The sequence below is a fragment of the Desulfonauticus submarinus genome, assembly GCF_900104045.1.
Classification (GTDB): Bacteria; Desulfobacterota; Desulfovibrionia; order Desulfovibrionales; family Desulfonatronovibrionaceae; genus Desulfonauticus; species Desulfonauticus submarinus.
In genome coordinates this window covers 1-17,147 of record NZ_FNIN01000003.1, presented here as the reverse complement: position 1 = coordinate 17,147, position 17,147 = coordinate 1, and the positions used below count along the sequence as shown (strand labels likewise).

Below are 17,147 nucleotides of genomic sequence, written 5' to 3'. Positions count from 1 at the left end.
TTTAATCTAATAAAGCTTTGGCAAAGCTTTTACCATCAAATGGTCTTAAGTCTTCCATCTTTTCACCTAAACCAATGAAAGTAATAGGAATATTATATTCACTGGCTATACCTACAACTACACCACCTTTTGCAGTACCATCTAATTTAGTTAAGATTATTTCATCTATAGGAACTGATTTTGAGAACAAGTCAACTTGGGAAAGGGCATTTTGACCAGTAGTAGCATCTAAAACCAAGATGGTTCGATGTGGAGAACCTGGATGCTTTTTATTAAGCACTCTTTTTATCTTTGAGAGTTCTTCCATTAAATTTACTTTGGTGTGAAGCCGTCCTGCTGTATCTACAAGTACTAAGTCAAAATTTTCTTTTAAAGCCTTGTCCATAGCTTCATAGGCTACTGCTGCAGGATCAGAGCCATGCTCTTTAGAATAAAATCCTACTCCTACTCTATCTGCCCATATTTTGAGTTGTTCAATAGCAGCAGCCCTAAAAGTATCTGCTCCAACCATTAATACTTTTTTCCCTTGCATTTGAGCTCTATAAGCTAACTTAGCAATTGTGGTTGTTTTACCAACTCCATTTACTCCTATTAGTAAAACCACTTCTGGTTTGAGAGCTATTAACTTTTTACTGGGTTTTGGAAATAAAGAAGCTAATTCTTGAGCAAAAATTTTTTTAAAGGCTTCTTGGTCTCCAGGAGAGATTTCTTTGGCTCGTAATTTTAAATTATCAATTAATTTTAAAGTAGGGTTAAACCCCACATCGGCCATGATTAAAATTTCTTCTAGTTGTTCCCAAAAGTTTGTATCAAAATGAGAAGAAGAACTAATGAGATTATTTATTTGTTTTGAAAGCTGAGCTTTGGTTTTAGATAGACCTTCGGATAGTTTTATAAATAACCTGCTTCTTTCATCTTCTTCATCTTCTAGGTCAAGGGCTAAAGCAAGGCGATACTGAAGTTCTGAACGGAACTCGCTAATATGTTCATATTCCATTTTATCAAGCCAGTCTTTAAACTTTGCAATAAAATCAGAGGCTTCTTTTTGGGGTACTTCTAGTTTATTGAAAAAAAGTTCAAGTCGGGACCAAAGCTCATCTCCCTTGGTTTCTATATCTTGAAGTAAAATGTCTAACCAAATACTTAATCTAGGTTCAGCTTGGGCTAAAGCAAGAGATATTTTTTGTTCTAAATCCTCTTTTGGAGTAGAAGATATTTCCTGAGTTTCTTGAGTGGGAACCTTTTTTTCTTCAATCTGTATTTTTTGTGTTTGATCTTGTTTATCTTTTTTCCAAAGTTTTTTAATTTTACTAAAAAATCCCATTTTCCCTTTCCTTACAAATTAAAAATTAAAAGTATTTTAATGCGCTCTTTCTATAATATAATTAGCTAAATCTTCTAAAAAAATTTTTGTATTTCCTTTATAATTTTGAAGGCTTTCTAACGCATTTTGAATAATTTTTTGAGCTAAATTATAACTTTCTTCAAGACCCACAAGAGAGGGATATGTTGATTTACCTTGTCTAATATCACTCCCTACGGGTTTTCCTAATACGTTTTCGTCACCAATTACATCTAAAATATCGTCAACTATTTGAAAGGCAAGGCCAATGTTTCGGCCATAAATAGAGGCATTTTTAATATCTGTTTTACTAGCACCTACTTCTTGGGCTAAAATAGCTCCACTTACACAAGCTACTTCTAGTAAAGCCCCAGTTTTTAGTCGGTGCATTTCTTGAATTTGAGATAAAGAAGTTTGACGTTGGTTTTCTAAACTCAAATCTAATACTTGTCCTCCTACCATTCCTTGAGGACCAGCAGCAATACTTACTTGCAAGATTGCTTCTAAGATATAGTTAGGTTTTATAGGATTATTGGCCATGAGTTCAAAGCTCTGAGTTAAAAGGGCATCTCCTGCTAAGATTGCCATGGCTTCGCCAAAAACTTTATGATTTGTAGGCTTTCCTCTTCTAAGATCGTCGTTGTCCATAGATGGAAGGTCATCGTGAATTAAAGAATATGTATGAATAAATTCTAATCCACAAGCAAAATTGAGGATTTTATTTTTTTCCAGTCCTAACATTTCTGCCCATGCTAGGCAGAGTATAGGTCTAATTCGTTTTCCTCCTGCCATTAAACTATAGTCAACGCTTTTTTTGAGTTCAGTAGGACATGATAATTTTTTTAAGATATTAGTAAGGTGAGTATTTATAGTATCTGTCCACCTCGCTAAATTTTTTTTAAAAAAATTATTTGAACAATTTCCGCATGTTTTATTAGGTTTCATTTTCTTTAGGTTGAAGATAGGTTTCTACTTCATCTTTGGCTTTTTGAAGTTGGGTTTTACATTTGGCAATAATTTTCATCCCTTCTTTAAAAAGTTTTATACCTTTTTCTAAAGGCAGATCATCTTGGCTTAATAAATTGGCTATTTCTTCAAGTTTTTTTAGATTGTTGTCAAATGAATTAGTAGTGGCCATATAAATTCCTAAGCATCCTTTCCTTTAGGATAGAATATTTTTATTTAGCCGAATATAGCTATTTTCTCAAGGTTTTTTTCAAAACTAAAAATGGGATTTATAAAGGTAAAATTGCGTTTTTATTAAATTTTAAGTTAACTTTTTAAAAATAACCTGATATTTAAAATTTAAGTAAATTTTTTAATAAAAGTTAAATAGGAGAATAAGGATGAAGACAAAGATTTTATTTCAAGGAAGTTATGCTTTGTTAAAGGTAAATTTAGATCCAGGAGAGGAGATTAAAGCTGAACCAGGAGCAATGGTTGCAATGACAGAAGCTATAAAAATGGAGGTAAAAAAAAGTGGAGGAGGGCTTTTTAAAAGTCTGAAAGCTAAATTTTTGGGAGGAGAAAGTTTTTTTAATACATATTTTAAAGCTCAAGAACAGTCAGGCCATCTATTTTTAGCTCCAAAATCACCTGGTTCTATTGCTGAGCTAACTTTAGATGGTTCTAAAGGATTTATTTTAGAAAAAGGTGCTTTTTTGGCTGCTACTCCAGATGTTAATCTAGATGTTAAATTTCAGGGACTAGCTAAAGGTTTTTTAAATAAAGAGGGATTTTTTTTAATAAAAGTAGAGGGAACAGGAAATTTATTTTTGAACTGTTTTGGGGGATTAGAAAAAATTAATCTTGCCTCAGGAGAGAAATTTATAGTGGATAATGGCCATTTGGTAGCTTTTAGTAGTGATACTGATTATAAAATAACTAAAGCTGGTGGGTGGCTTTCTTCTATTTTTAGCGGTGAAGGCATAGTTTTAGAATTTAGTGGACCTGGAGAAGTTTATATTCAATCTAGAAATCCTGGAGAATTTGGTAGATGGTTACTTCCTTTTATACCTATTCCTACTCCTTCTGGAGGTAGTGGGGGAAGTAGATTTGGTTTTGCAAAAAATAATACTTGGGGAAGTGGGGAAGAAAATTCTTCCTATGATATGGAAGATAGCTTTGATGATTCTTTTGATGATGAATAATTAGAAGTGTAGGCCTATTTCTTGCATTTTATTTTTTAAGGAGGAAAAAATGCAGGAAATAGGCTTTATTTTTGTTGGAAAAGAAAAATCTGTATTTAATAAATTAGATTCCTTTTTGCCAGAGGCACCTCGTAAATGGGTAGATGATTTATCTAATGAATCTTCTATATTTTCTTTTTGGCCTATTTATTTTATAGATTTAACAACAATTAAAAATAGAAACTTTTTGTCTTTAAAGGAAGGGCAAGTTGTTTTTATTGTTAGTCAGAAAAGTGATTTAGATAATATTTATGAGTTCCCAAGTAATTTTCTAGGAGTTTTAACCCACCCCATTACAAAGACTCAACTTGTTTCTTTAATTAAGAAGGCAACAGATTTATTTGAGTTATATACAGATATTTTACATATGACTAAAGAAATTAGTTTGGAGAGAGAAATTTTAGCGCGTAAAAATGCTTTGCTTACTTTTTTAAACCGAATTTTGACTAGAGCAAATGAATGTCTAGATGTGGAAAGGATTTTTCAGATAGCCAGAGAAGAATTAGAAAATGTATTGCCTACAGAAGGTGTGGGCGGGATATTTTGGTGGGGCAGTGATGCTGACGCTGTCCAATGTTTTATACCTCAAGGTAATCAAGAAAATGTCATGGCTTGGCAAGAATTTCTACTTTCTTTGGCAGAGAGATTCCATCATAAGATTAAGGAATTTCAGTTAAACTTATTTAAGATAAAAGATATAAAAAATTTTAGTCGCGATAAGGTAATTTTAGTTCCTTTAAAAAGTCAAAAAAGTGTCTATGGATGTTTGGTTGTTTTAAGTCCTGAAAGAGGTAGATTGGGAAAGGATCAAGTGCAAGTTTTACACAGTGCTTGTAATCATTTAGGCCTGGCTATTTTAAATGCTCTTAGATTTGAGGAAATTAAAGTAAGAGCAGATCATGATGGATTAACAGGTTTATACAATAGACGACATTTTGAAGAAAGTTTACGTTTAGAAATAAAGAGACATCAAAGAAATGGAAGAAGTTTAGGACTTTTGCTATTAGATGTGGATTTTTTTAAGTCTATTAATGATAAATATGGGCATTTAGTTGGAGATATGGTTTTAAAAAAGATAGCTAATCTTGTTCAAACTAGTGTGCGGGAGACAGATATAGTAGCACGGTATGGAGGAGAGGAGTTTGTAGTTCTTTTGCCAGAAACTACTGAAGAGTGTGCTTGGATATTGGCTCAAAGAATTAGAGAAAAGATAGAAAAAACTTATTTTGCGGCAGATGGAAAAAAATTTAGGGTAACTGTAAGTATAGGTGTAACTAGTCTACGTCCTGGTCCATTTACTCCTGCAGAAAACTTTATTTTAGAAGCAGATCAGGCTCTTTATTTGGCTAAGAATAGTGGGAGAAATATGGTCTGTACTTCATCTGAGGTAAAATGTAAGGAATTACCTAATTAGACTTTGCAAAAATATCTAATTAAGAAAAGGCTCTGTTTGTAAATGAACAGAGCCTTTCTATTTTTTAATATATACCTTAAATTCCATTGATATTACTTCTTTCTAAAAAGCATGGTTTCTAAAAAACTGTGTATATGTTAATAAGTTTAAAGGTCGAGTAGAATATTAGGTAGAATAACCCTTTTGATAAGGTTGCTATCTATTTAGTTAACTTGTAAGCTAAATTAGAAGATTAACTTTATGGTTTTAATATGGATAAGATAATAAATTCATCCCCATATATTTTTTCAGTTTCTGAACTTACTCAAGGTATTAAGGATATTTTAGAAAGTAAGTTTCCTTTTGTGTGGGTTAAGGGACAGATTTCTAACTATACTGTTGCCTCATCTGGCCACATTTATTTTACTTTAAAAGATGAAGGTGCATGTTTAGATGTAGTTTGGTTTAAAGGAAATCAGCTAGGATTTTCTAAGCTTAAAACGTTGCTTAAAGATGGGCAAGAAGTACTTTGTGCGGGTAGATTAAATGTATATCCTCCTAGAGGACGTTATCAGTTAATTATAGAGTTTGTCCAAGAAGTAGGAACTGGTACTTTGTTTTTGGCTTTTGAAAAGTTGAAAGAAAAATTAGCACAAGAAGGTTTGTTTTCTCCTGACACTAAAAAAGAAATACCTTTTAATCCTACAATTGTTGGAGTTATTACTGCTCCAAACTCTGCGGCATTGCAAGACTTTCTTACTATAAGTAGTCAATATGGGCTTGAAAAGAGGTTTATCCTTTATCCTACAAGCGTTCAAGGAGAAGAGAGTATTTCTCAGATAGTAAAAGCAATTGAAATTGCTAATATTCATGCAAAAGCTGAAGTATTGGTTTTAATTAGAGGGGGAGGATCTTTAGAAGACTTATGGTCTTTTAATACAGAAGAAGTAGCTCGGGCAATTTTTTCCTCTAAGATTCCTATTATTACAGGTATTGGGCATGAAATAGATACAACTATTGCTGATTTGGTTGCAGATAAAAGAGCATCTACTCCTAGCCATGTTCCTCAACTTTTGTGGATGAAAAAACAAGAATTATTTTCTAAAGTCCAGCAGTTAGAGGAAAATTTATGGCAAGCTATTGACGGTTTTTTATATAAAAAGGAACATAATTTGAGTAACAAAATAAGAGAATTTTCTTTTTTAAATCCCTTTAAAAAAATAGAGTCTTTAGAAGATAAGTTTAATTCCTTTCAATTAATTTTGGAAAATAAATTTAACTTATTTTTAACAAGAAAAATAAAGGACTTCAGTGCGTTAGAACAAAAAATAGTATCTTTTTTTAGTCCTGAATATTTTAAACTATATTTTCAGAAGATCAGAGGGTTGGAAGAGAATTTAATTCAAAACTGTTTACAATTGTTAACTAAAAAAGAGAATCAGTTAAAACTTCTCAATAATCAAATTTCTAACTTAGATCCGTTTTTGCCCTTAAATAGAGGCTATAGTCTAGTTAAGATTAAAAGTAGTGGAGAGATTGTAAAGAGTATTCGTCAATTAAAAACAGGAGAAAAAGTGGAGATTAGAGTAAAAGATGGAAGTAAAGAAGCTAAAATTTGTTAGTATATGGTTTATACTATTATGTTGGATTTCATTAGCATTTGCAAAAGTAAAAATAACTTGTCCTACCCAGGTATCTCAGGGAGATGTTTTTGAGGTTGTTTTTGATTATTCAGATACAGTAGATGCTTTATGGATAGAATATGATAAAAAAGTTTTAACTCTTCCACTTAATAAGAAAGGACAGACTAAAGTTTTATTGGGCATGAATATTGGAGAGCAAAAAATAAAAGTATTAAAAATTTTTTATTTAGAAAAAGATATAATAAAAAAAGAAAGATATGAAATTAGTCCAATAATTAAAAGATTTGCTGTGCAATATTTAACTTTGCCTAAAAAAATGGTTTATTTTGATTCTTATACTTTAAAAAGAATACAAAAAGAAAAAAAAGAATTAAATTTTATTTTAACCAGGATTACACCATACCAACTGTTAAATAAAATTATCAGACCAGTTCAAGGGAAAGTAATATCTCCTTTTGGGGTAAAAAGAGTGTTAAATGGGAATATACGTTCTTATCATAGAGGTGTTGATTTTAGAGCAAAATTAAATACGCCTATTAGATCCTTTTCTAAAGGAAAGGTTGTTCTGATTAAGGAAATGTTTTTTGGTGGAAATACAGTTGTTGTAGATCATGGTCTTGGAGTATACTCCTTATATATGCATTTAAATAGATTTAAAGTTAAAAAGGGCCAGATAGTGCAAGCAGGACAGATTATTGGTTTAGCTGGGAAAACAGGCAGAGCCACAGGACCACATTTACATTTTGGTTTATTTGTTTTGGGTAGAGCAGTAAATCCAATACCTTTGTTTAAGAGTAACTAGGTTTCTAAAGAGAATTAGATATGTTAAAAGATATTTTAACTTTTGGAAAAGATAGAGCAGTTTCTTTTTTGATATTAACTTTTATTAATGAAAAAATAAAAGAATACGGAGAAGCAAAAGAGATAAGATTAGATTCTAAGAATAAGAGTATTTATATACAGTTATATTTAAAAGGTGAAAAGGAAAATATATTTATTTGTGTAAGAGGATATAAGATAATTTGCTCTGACAAGACAAACTTTTTTTATTTTAGAGAGATTTCTGTTTCTAAATTGTGGATTGATAAATTAGTAAAAAATATTATTATTCCTAAATATGCTTTAGGCAATAAAGTATTGATTCCTAAAAAGTATGAAAAAATTATTTTATTATTAAATAAAGGATAATAAAAGGAGTTTTTTATGCCAATAGTTATGGGAACTGCTGGTCATATTGATCATGGCAAAACTACCCTTATCAAGGCGTTAACAGGGATAGATTGTGATAGATTGGCAGAAGAAAAAAAGCGAGGAATAACTATTGAATTGGGTTTTGCGTACTTGGATTTACCAGATGGAACAAGGGTTAGTATTGTAGACGTTCCTGGACATGAGAAGTTTGTTAAGAATATGGTTGCAGGAGCGGCTGGTATTGATTTTGTTCTTTTGGTGGTAGCTGCAGATGAAGGAATTATGCCCCAAACAGAGGAACATTTAGAAATATGTTCGCTTTTAGGAATTAACAGAGGGCTGGTCGTATTAACCAAAGTGGATATGGTAGATGAGGAATGGTTAACTTTAGTTAAAGAAGAAGTGCAAGAGTATTTAAAGAATACATTTTTAAGAGATGCTCCAATTGTGTCTGTTTCTTCTCATACTGGAAAAGGTTTGCAAGAGTTGCAACAAGTTATTTTAGAACAGGTTCAAAAGATAAGGAAAAATAGAATTTTTGATGTTTTTAGGTTGCCTGTAGATAGAGTATTCACCTTACATGGACATGGAACTGTTATTACTGGGACTACAATTTCAGGAAAAATTAAAACAGGAGAAGATATAGAAATATATCCAAAAGGTATTTTAGCAAAAGTTAGAAGTGTTCAAGTACATTCTGAAAGTAAAGAAGTTGCTCAGGCAGGAGAAAGAACAGCCTTAAATCTTCAAGGTATAGAAAAAGAAAAGATAGACAGAGGAAATGTTTTAGCAAGACCAGGAACATTGTTTCCTTCTAAAGTGTGGACAATTGAATTGCATTGTCTTTCCACCGCGGCTAAACCACTTAAACATAGAACAGAAATTCATTTTCATCATGGTTCAAAAGAAATTTTAGCTAGAATTTATCTTTTGGATAGAGATGAGTTAAAGCCAGGAGAAAAAGCGCTTGCACAAGTCAGATTTCCTGAACCAATGGTGGGGGTATTTCAAGATAGGTTTGTTATTCGTTCATTTTCCCCTTTGCGAACTATTGGTGGTGGTATTGTTTTAGATCCTATGTCTGTATCTTTAAAAAGACGTTCACCAGAAATAAAATATTTTAAAAATCTAGTTAATCTTAATGCTAGTCAGCTCATTTTAAATGTTTTAAATAGACAGGGAATAAAAGGACTTAATTTTGATCAACTTTTAATTTTAACTAATTTGAGAAGTAAAGATTTGCAAAAGGAGCTACAAATTTTAAGCTCTAAACAGGAAGTTTTTCTGGTGGAAAAAGATATAAAATTGTATGTAGGAAAAAGAGTAGTAGAAAAATTAAGCAACAGTTTATTAGATTTTTTAACTCAATTTCATAGTAAAAATGAATTGTTAGAAGGTATAACTAGGAGTCAACTTCTTTCAAGTTGGGGTAAAAATTATTCTGATAAATTAGTTAATTTTCTGATAGATAAATTAACAAAAGAAAATAAGATAAAGATAGAAAATAAATTTATTAAATTGTTTTCACATAAAGTAAAAGTAAAAGGTGAAAAGAGAGATTTATTAGAGAGAATATTTAAGATAATAGAAACATCTGGCTTTAATCCTCCCAATTTTAAAGAAATTAAGGATAAATTTAAGCTAGATACTAAGGAATTAAATGAAATTTTAGCTCTTTTAGAGAAAGAAAAGAAAATAGTTAAAATAAATAATAACTTTTATTATGCAGTTTCAATAGCAGAAAAACTTAAGCAGTTGCTTTTAGATTTTTTTGCCAAACAACAGGAAATGACTCTTGCTGATTTTAAATCTATTACTGGCTTGTCTCGGAAGTATACTATTCCCCTTTTAGAGTATTTTGATCGCCAAAAAATAACCATGAGAATAGGTGATAAACGGGTTCTTAGGAAAAAAAGTTGAGTCTAACAACCGTTTATGGAAAATAGATAACGTTAACCTGACAAATCTTTCCTTTTAATTGACAGCAAAAAAAAATATGGAATAATATTACCCCAAAATCAAAAAAAGGTGGAGGGGAGATGAGTAAGTATTATCTTTTTCATGATCGTTCTAAATGTATAGGGTGTTTGAGTTGTCAGGTTCATTGTAAGCAAAACAAACAGTTGACTAGCCCTATTCCCAAGCCTTGTCAGATTTTTACTTTTGGACCAAAAATAATTCAGGGAAAAGTAAAAGTAGCAAATATTTTTCTTTCTTGTTTTCAATGCGATAATCCTTGGTGTGTAAAGGCATGTCCTACAGGTGCTTTAGCTAGAAGAGAAAAGGACGGCATAGTCTCTTTGGATAGGTCTCTGTGTATTGGGTGTAAGAGTTGTATAGTTGCATGTCCTTTTGGAGCGCCTCAATGGGATCCAACTACTAATACTGTAGTTAAATGTGATTTTTGTGTGGATAGACTGGAGCAGGGATTGCAGCCTGTATGTGTAGAAAATTGTACCACAGGTTGTTTACACTTTGGAACTTTAGAAGAGATAAATACCAAATTATATGATTTACAGGTTGTTCAAGAACCTCTTTCTATGTTAGAAAGGAGATAGTATGGGCAATTGCAAATGTAAAAAAATAGAAATAGATTTTAAGATTCTAGACAATATTATAGATGTTGAATATAAATGTAATGTAGAAAATCTTATAATGATTTTACAATCTATACAAAAAGAATATAATTTCCTGCCAAAGGATGCATTGCTTTATGTCTCTAAAAAATTAAACTTACCAATTTCTCATATTTATGAAGTAGTTACTTTTTATTCTTCATTTAGTTTAAAACCAAGAGGAAAGCATATAATTCAAATTTGTACGGGAACAGCTTGTCATTTAAAAGGTAGTGACAAGGTAGTAAAAAATATATGTAAAGATTTGAATATTTCTCCAGGAGAAACAACAGAGGATGGAAATTTTACAATTGAGACGGTTAATTGCGTGGGAGCATGTGCTTTAGCAATGGTGTCTGTAGTTGATGGAAAGTATTACCCAAATACTAATCAAAATGAATTAAATAAAGTGATACAAGAATTGTCCCAAGGGGAATAATTATGTTAAGTTCAATTGATAAGTTTAAAGAATATTATCAAAAATTAAAGAGTGAGAATGATAATACAAGTTCACTTATTACCATTTGTTGTGGAACGGGATGTCAAGCTAGTGGAAGTGTCGAAGTATTAGAGGCTTTTAAGAAAAAAATTAAACAAAGTGGTTTAGATATAAAGGTGAAACCTCAGATTAAGGCTACAGGATGTCATGGTTTCTGTTCGAGAGGGCCATTAGTTATTTTATTTCCAGAAGATATTTATTATCAAAGAGTAAAATTAAAGGATGTTGATGAAATTATAGAGAAAACTATTAAAAAGGGAGAGCTTATTCCCTCTTTACTTTACAAAGATGCTAGGAGCAAAAAGAGAATTCCTAAAGCTCATGAAATACCTTTTTATTCTAGGCAAACAAGACGCGTTTTAAAAAATATTGGAGAGATTGATCCTTTTGAGATAGATGAAGCTATTTTGCATGGATCTTATCAAGGTTTAGTAAAAGTTTTAAGTTCTTTGACTCCTGCAGAGGTTATTGAAGAAGTAAAAAAATCAGGTCTGAGGGGTCTTGGTGGAGCAGGATTTCCAACAGGATTAAAATGGCAATATTGTGCTTCTTATGAAGGTGAAAGATATGTTATTTGTAATGCTGATGAAGGAGATCCTGGTGCGTTTATGGATCGTTCTATTTTAGAAGGAGATCCTCATAGAGTTTTAGAAGGAATGTTGATAGCTGCTTATGCTATAGGAGCAAAGCAAGGATATATTTATGTGAGGTTTGAATATCCTCTTGCTGTGAAAACTCTTACTAGAGCTATAGAACAAGCAAGATCCTTAGGTTTATTAGGCAAAAATATTTTAGGTACAGAATTTTCTTTTGATTTGAAAATTTCCACAGGGGCAGGAGCTTTTGTTTGCGGAGAATCAACAGCTCTAATGGCTTCTTTAGAAGGAAGGGTTGGAAGACCAAGGGCCAAATATATTCGTTCTGTGGAAAAGGGATTTCGTAACTCTCCTTCTAATTTAAATAATGTAGAGACCTATGCTAATGTTCCAGATATTATAGTAAATGGGTGGGAATGGTTTGCTAATTTAGGTACAGAAAAATCAAAGGGCACAAAAGTTTTTGCCTTAACAGGTTCTGTTAATAATGTAGGATTAGTAGAAGTTCCTATGGGAACTTCTTTGAAGACTATTATTTATGAGATAGGAGGAGGTACTCCTAAAAATAGAAAACTTAAAGCAGTACAAACAGGTGGACCTTCTGGAGGTTGTATCCCTGCTAAATATTTAGAAGAGCCTGTGGACTTTGAGCGTTTAAGCGAACTTGGTTCTATTATGGGGTCTGGTGGAATGATAGTAATGGATCAAACTAATTGTATGGTAGATGTTGCTAGGTATTTTGTTCATTTTCTAGTGGAAGAGTCCTGTGGGCAATGTGTACCTTGTCGAGAGGGATTAGTGCAAATGGAAGAGATTTTGGATAGAATTACTAAAGGTAAAGGCAATAAAGAAGATATAGAAAAATTAAAAAGTTTAGGAAAGGTAATGCAAGGATTTTCTTTATGTGGTCTTGGAAAGTCTGCTCCTAACCCTGTACTGAGCACTTTGAAGTATTTTGAGGATGAATATTTAGAACATATAGAAAATAAATTTTGTCGGTCTGGGGTTTGTAAAGAACTCTTTCAGTTTAAAATTGATGAAACTAAGTGTGTTGGGTGTGGTATATGTGCTAGAAAGTGTCCTGTTGATGCAATTAAAGGTGAAAAAAAACAACCACATATACTTGATACTTCTTTGTGTATTAAATGTGGGGAATGTTATCGTACTTGTAATTTTGATAGTATTCATCCAATGCCAGGTAATTCCAATTAGGTAGGAGTTTAAAATGATAAATTTTAAAATTGATAATATAGAAGTTGAAGGTAGAGAAGGAGAGTATATTTTAGATGTAGCTAAAAGGTATAACATATATATTCCTACCCTTTGTAATCATCCAGCAGTAGATCCAAAAGGAATGTGTAGAATTTGCACCGTAGAAGTAAAGGATAGAGGTAGGAGTAAGTTAGTTACTGCTTGTAATTTTCCCATTAAAAGCGGTTTAGAGGTATATACAGATACAGACCTGGTCCGAGAAGGTAGAAGAGTTATTGTAGAACTTCTTTTAACAAGATGTCCTTCTTCTGATGTATTGCTAAAATTAGCAGACCAATATGGAATAAAGCATAAATATGAATGTTTTGTAGCTGATAATTGTATTAGATGCGGATTATGTGTGAGAGTGTGTTCTGAACATGTAGTATCAGCCTTGTGTATGGCTGATAGAAGCTATGATTTTCATATGACAACTCCTTTTGAAGAACTTTCAGAGACATGTGTGGGATGTGGTGCTTGTGCTTCTGTCTGTCCTACAGGACATATTAAATTACTGGATAATAAACATATTCGCCAAATTAAAATGGGTTCTAAACTTATTGCTGAACATGAGTTGATTTTTTGCGAGGAATGTGGTGCACCTATTACTACCAAAAAGAATCTTGCCTTTAGTCGTAGAAAATTTGGCCATAAAATGGTTCTGGCATATCCTAAATTGTGTGCCCAATGTAAACGTAAAAATATGGCATCTGAGTTTGAAGATGGCGCAAAAGATGCCCTTTTTGCATTTGATGATTGGGATAGAGAAGAATCTGGAGATATAATTAGCTCTTATTTTTAGGGAAAGACAATTTAATATCTTTTCCTATATATAATAATTCTTCAGTGGGGATAGCAAATCTTGTAGTTAAAGAAGAGGTATTTTTGTAAATTAATCGAAAGTATTGAAGCAGTAATTTTTTCCAGCTAGTTTCTGTAATAATTGGATTCCAAAGGCTAAATACAAAACGTCGTGGTTGTGTTTCAAAACCAAGGGTTTTTATAATATTAGGAACATTTACAAAAAGCCTCATATAACCTTTATTTATTATAATTTGATATATTTCAATATCTTTCATTTTTATTAATAATTTTTTTTCATAATGAATGCCCCAAGGAAGATGGGTGTTTTGCACACTAACAAAAAGTACAGTCTGTTTTATCCACCCTTCTTTTACCTCTTCTAAAAGACATCCAGGAACCTCATTTGGGTTTAAAGTCATGTATATATTTGTACCTTTTAAAACAAGAGGTTTTTCTTCTTTTATTGTATTTACAAATTTTTTTAAAGGCATTTTGGGTATGGCATAATATAGAAGTAAAGATCCATGTTTCCAAGCAAGCATTGTCAGAACCAAGAAAGTAGCTATAATTAGAGGAAACCATCCTCCAGTTGGAATTTTTCCAAGGTTAGAAAAGAAAAAAGCAGAATCAAACATCAAAAAAATGCAAAGCAGTGGTAAAATCATAAAGAACTTTTTTTGTTGTTGATAGTTTTTTAAAAATAAAAGCATGGTCATCATTAAAGTTGTTCCAATAAAGGCACCTGTCACAGCAAGGCCATACGCATCACCTAAGGCGTCTGATTTTTTAAATATAAATACTGTAGTGAGACAGGCTAAAAACATGGCGCGATTTACAGTAGGAATATATATCTGCCCTGCTGTTTTATGAGAAGTATTTCTGATTTCTACACGTGGAAGCATACGGAGCTCCATTGCTTGTTTATAAGTAGAAAACGAGCCTGTAATCATAGCCTGGCTGGCTATGATAGCAGCTAAGGTCGCTAAGATTAAAAGATATATATAAAATGCATGCCCAAAAGGAAGACTCATATCAAAAAATGGATTTTGAGATTGAGGATGTTTTAAGATAAAAGCTCCTTGCCCTAAGTAATTGATTAAGAGACAAATAGCAGCTACTCCCCATGCTATGCGAATAGCTGGTTTGGAATAATGGGCTTCATCTGCATAAAGTGCTTCTCCACCTGTGATACATAATACTACATAGCCTAAAATAGGGAACACTATACTTAAAGGATGAGATAGTATAAAATGAAGCGCATAATATGGGTTAATGGATTTTAATAAACAAGGCATCTCTACCAAATTTTTTAATCCTACAAGCCCAATGGATACAAACCAGACAATAATAATAGGTGAAAAGAGTTTAGCTATTTTTTCTGTACCTCGTTTTTGCAGGAAAAATAGGGCACATAAAATTATTGTGGCAATGGGTAAAATAAATTCTGCTAAATGGGGATAGATTACCTCAATGCCTTCTACAGCTGCTAAAACAGAAATTGAAGGTGTAATAACTCCATCGCTAAGTAATAGTGCACCACAAATCATGGAGAGAATAGATGCAAACCCTATGATAAAAGTAAATTTATATCTGAGAATAGATTTTTTTAATTTATTGGCCTCTGTTTGAATAAGATGCATAAGAGTAAATGTCCCACCCTCTCCATCGTTATCTAAATTAAGAGCTAGTCCCGCATATTTAGCCGATAGAAACATAAAAGACCAAAAGATTAAGGACAATACTCCCATTACATTTTCTTTAGAAATAGTTAAGTTTTTAAAAGTTAAAGAAATAACATATAAAGGAGAAGTTCCAATATCTCCTAAGATTCCACCGATAGCCAAATAAGCAAGAAAAAGTGTTCCTATTTGTTTAGAGCTTTCTTCTTCTAATATTGATTCCATATTAGATTCCTTTTTTTCTCTTTCAGGGGACTTTTGTCCCCTGAAGAGAAAAGATATTATATTCCTAAAACATAGTAACGTATATAAATATAAATGGTGGATAGTAAAAGAGACATAGCTGTAACAGCAGCTCCATATTTAAGGAATCTGATGAAGGAGATGGGGTGACCTGCTTTTTCGCTCATTCCGACGACGATGACGTTAGCGGAAGCGCCGATAGGCGAGCCGTTACCGCCGAGGCAAGCGCCAAGAGCTAGAGACCACCAGACAGGCATCATGGCGGCATGTTGGATATGTTCCATGGTAGCTTGGGAGGTTAATCCATATACTTGGTGGACCATGTCAATGAGAAGAGGGTTCATGGTAGCGACAAAGGGGATATTATCTACAATGGCAGAGGCAATTCCAGAGAACCAGACCATAACCATAGAGAGTGTGAGCATATTATTGGGTTGAGGGTTAGTTAAGTCGATCATTTTTTTAGACATGAGTTCTACAAGACCTACTTTTACGATACCGCCAATGATAATAAAAAGGCCGATAAAGAAGAAGATAGTAGGCCATTCTACTTCAGCGAGAATATCATGTGGATTTTCTCCAGAGATGAGGAGTAAAGTAGCTGCACCCATAAGGGCTACAGTAGCTGGTTCATAGTGAAAGAAGCCATGCAAGATAAAGCCTACAATGGTTAAACCTAGGATTGCGAGAGATTTTTTGAGCAGAAGAGGATCAGTGATAAGTTCGTTTTCATTCATAGCCATAATTTTCTTTTTATTTTCTTCTTTTACATGCAGTCTTTTGGCAAAGATAAACTTCCAAACAATTAACCAAGCAGTAAAGATGATAATAATTGCAGGAGTAAGATGGATAATAAAATCCATAAAATTGAGCCCTGCTTTAGATGCGATCATGATATTAGGAGGATCTCCGATAAGTGTTGCAGTACCTCCAATATTAGATGCTAATGCCTCAGTGATAAGATAAGGAACAGGATCAACCTCTAATTGTTCAGCAATAAGTAAAGTAACCGGAGCTAGGAGTAAGACAGTAGTGACATTATCTAAAAAGGCCGAGCCAATGGCAGTAATAATGGCGAAAATAGCCATAATTTTAAAGGGTTCTCCTTTGGCAAATTTAGCAGATTTAATAGCTACATATTGAAAGACGCCAGTTTTAGTCATGACATTAATAATAATCATCATCGAAATAAGTAAAAAGATAACATTCCAATCCACGCCTAGTTCAATGTCATGAAAGGCTTCATGTTGTAGTAGGATTTTAAAGATTAACATTAAGGCTGCGCCAAAAAGAGCCACCTTTGTTTTATGTATCTTTTCCGAGACAATCACTGCATAAGCAATGATAAAAATGAGTGTAGCTGTCCAAAACATTAAAGTCCTCCTTTATTGTTCTTCTGCAATTAGCTTGGCATAGCACTCTTGAATTTTTTCAGGACAATCAATGGTACTAACATCCACAGCTTGGAAATTTTTTAAGGCACAGTACTCGCAGATACTAGAAAAGTAGGCTAAAATATCTCTGCGATTGACCTCGCCCACCAGTCTTTTGTTTTCATCTAAAACTGGCAAAGAATTAATTCCTCTTTCTACAATCAAGGCCTCAGCTTCCATAACATGATCAGTAGGTTTTAAATAAACAAACTCAGTAATCATAATATCTTTTGCTTTTTTAGCCTCTACCTTTTCAATGCATTTTCTTA

At 32.6% G+C, this 17,147-nt stretch carries 16 protein-coding genes; 10 read left to right on the top strand and 6 right to left on the bottom strand.

The annotated features are described in order from the left end of the window. Window position 1 precedes the first annotated feature (1 nt). The 3 genes from ftsY to xseB are packed head-to-tail and all read right to left on the bottom strand — an operon-like array spanning window position 2 to window position 2,480. Window positions 2–1,324 (bottom strand): signal recognition particle-docking protein FtsY, encoded by a 1,323-nt coding sequence (ftsY, locus tag BLP60_RS04345; RefSeq protein ID WP_092064020.1) that lies wholly within the window; start codon window positions 1,322–1,324, stop codon window positions 2–4. Between the two features lie 36 nt (window positions 1,325–1,360). Then, the gene (locus BLP60_RS04340; protein WP_092064018.1) at window positions 1,361–2,287 is read right to left on the bottom strand and encodes a polyprenyl synthetase family protein; all 927 of its coding nucleotides are present in this window, start codon (window positions 2,285–2,287) and stop codon (window positions 1,361–1,363) included. Then, window positions 2,277–2,480 carry an exodeoxyribonuclease VII small subunit gene (gene xseB / locus BLP60_RS04335; RefSeq protein WP_092064015.1) on the bottom strand — a complete coding sequence of 68 codons (204 nt, stop codon included), beginning with the start codon at window positions 2,478–2,480 and terminating at the stop codon, window positions 2,277–2,279. Before xseB ends, BLP60_RS04340 begins: the two co-directional genes overlap by 11 nt. Before the next feature lie 208 nt (window positions 2,481–2,688). Here xseB and BLP60_RS04330 point away from each other — a divergent pair, with 208 nt between their 5' ends. The 10 genes from BLP60_RS04330 (at window position 2,689) to BLP60_RS04285 (ending at window position 13,521) form a co-directional block, all read left to right on the top strand. Beyond that, entirely contained in the window at window positions 2,689–3,492 is an 804-nt protein-coding gene (locus tag BLP60_RS04330) for a TIGR00266 family protein (RefSeq protein WP_092064012.1), read from the top strand. Window positions 3,493–3,541: 49 nt separating this feature from the next. Then, complete coding sequence (locus tag BLP60_RS04325) at window positions 3,542–4,945, top strand: sensor domain-containing diguanylate cyclase (protein ID WP_092064009.1); 1,404 nt, start codon at window positions 3,542–3,544, stop codon at window positions 4,943–4,945. A 251-nt stretch (window positions 4,946–5,196) separates the two neighbouring features. Beyond that, window positions 5,197–6,546, top strand: a complete 1,350-nt coding sequence (xseA, locus tag BLP60_RS04320) for an exodeoxyribonuclease VII large subunit (protein ID WP_092064006.1) — start codon at window positions 5,197–5,199, stop codon at window positions 6,544–6,546. Then, window positions 6,518–7,369, top strand: coding sequence for a M23 family metallopeptidase (locus BLP60_RS04315; protein WP_092064003.1), 852 nt, complete (start codon window positions 6,518–6,520; stop codon window positions 7,367–7,369). Before xseA ends, BLP60_RS04315 begins: the two co-directional genes overlap by 29 nt. A 20-nt stretch (window positions 7,370–7,389) precedes the next feature. Beyond that, window positions 7,390–7,755, top strand: a complete 366-nt coding sequence (locus BLP60_RS04310; RefSeq protein ID WP_092064000.1) for a hypothetical protein — start codon at window positions 7,390–7,392, stop codon at window positions 7,753–7,755. 15 nt (window positions 7,756–7,770) lie between these two features. After that, window positions 7,771–9,678: a selenocysteine-specific translation elongation factor gene (selB, locus tag BLP60_RS04305; protein WP_092063997.1), complete on the top strand. Its 1,908-nt coding sequence runs from the start codon at window positions 7,771–7,773 to the stop codon at window positions 9,676–9,678. Between the two features lie 119 nt (window positions 9,679–9,797). Further along, on the top strand, window positions 9,798–10,316 hold the full coding sequence (locus BLP60_RS04300; protein ID WP_092063994.1) for a 4Fe-4S dicluster domain-containing protein: 519 nt from the start codon (window positions 9,798–9,800) through the stop codon (window positions 10,314–10,316). Window position 10,317: 1 nt separating this feature from the next. Beyond that, the gene (locus BLP60_RS04295) at window positions 10,318–10,812 is read left to right on the top strand and encodes an NADH-quinone oxidoreductase subunit NuoE family protein (protein WP_092063991.1); all 495 of its coding nucleotides are present in this window, start codon (window positions 10,318–10,320) and stop codon (window positions 10,810–10,812) included. Window positions 10,813–10,814: 2 nt separating this feature from the next. Beyond that, on the top strand, window positions 10,815–12,680 hold the full coding sequence (locus BLP60_RS04290; RefSeq protein WP_092063979.1) for an NADH-quinone oxidoreductase subunit NuoF: 1,866 nt from the start codon (window positions 10,815–10,817) through the stop codon (window positions 12,678–12,680). 13 nt (window positions 12,681–12,693) lie between these two features. After that, complete coding sequence (locus BLP60_RS04285; RefSeq protein ID WP_092063976.1) at window positions 12,694–13,521, top strand: 2Fe-2S iron-sulfur cluster-binding protein; 828 nt, start codon at window positions 12,694–12,696, stop codon at window positions 13,519–13,521. On the opposite strand, the gene BLP60_RS04280 is transcribed toward BLP60_RS04285, so the two are convergent. From BLP60_RS04280 to BLP60_RS04270, 3 genes are all read right to left on the bottom strand, one after another. Continuing rightward, window positions 13,505–15,427, bottom strand: coding sequence for a KUP/HAK/KT family potassium transporter (locus BLP60_RS04280; RefSeq protein WP_092063973.1), 1,923 nt, complete (start codon window positions 15,425–15,427; stop codon window positions 13,505–13,507). The genes BLP60_RS04285 and BLP60_RS04280 overlap by 17 nt on opposite strands. Before the next feature lie 56 nt (window positions 15,428–15,483). Further along, window positions 15,484–16,818: an ArsB/NhaD family transporter gene (locus BLP60_RS04275; RefSeq protein ID WP_092063970.1), complete on the bottom strand. Its 1,335-nt coding sequence runs from the start codon at window positions 16,816–16,818 to the stop codon at window positions 15,484–15,486. 12 nt (window positions 16,819–16,830) lie between these two features. Then, window positions 16,831–17,147, bottom strand: a 317-nt coding sequence (locus BLP60_RS04270) for a CBS domain-containing protein (protein WP_143338912.1), incomplete at its 5' end; no start/stop codon positions are given.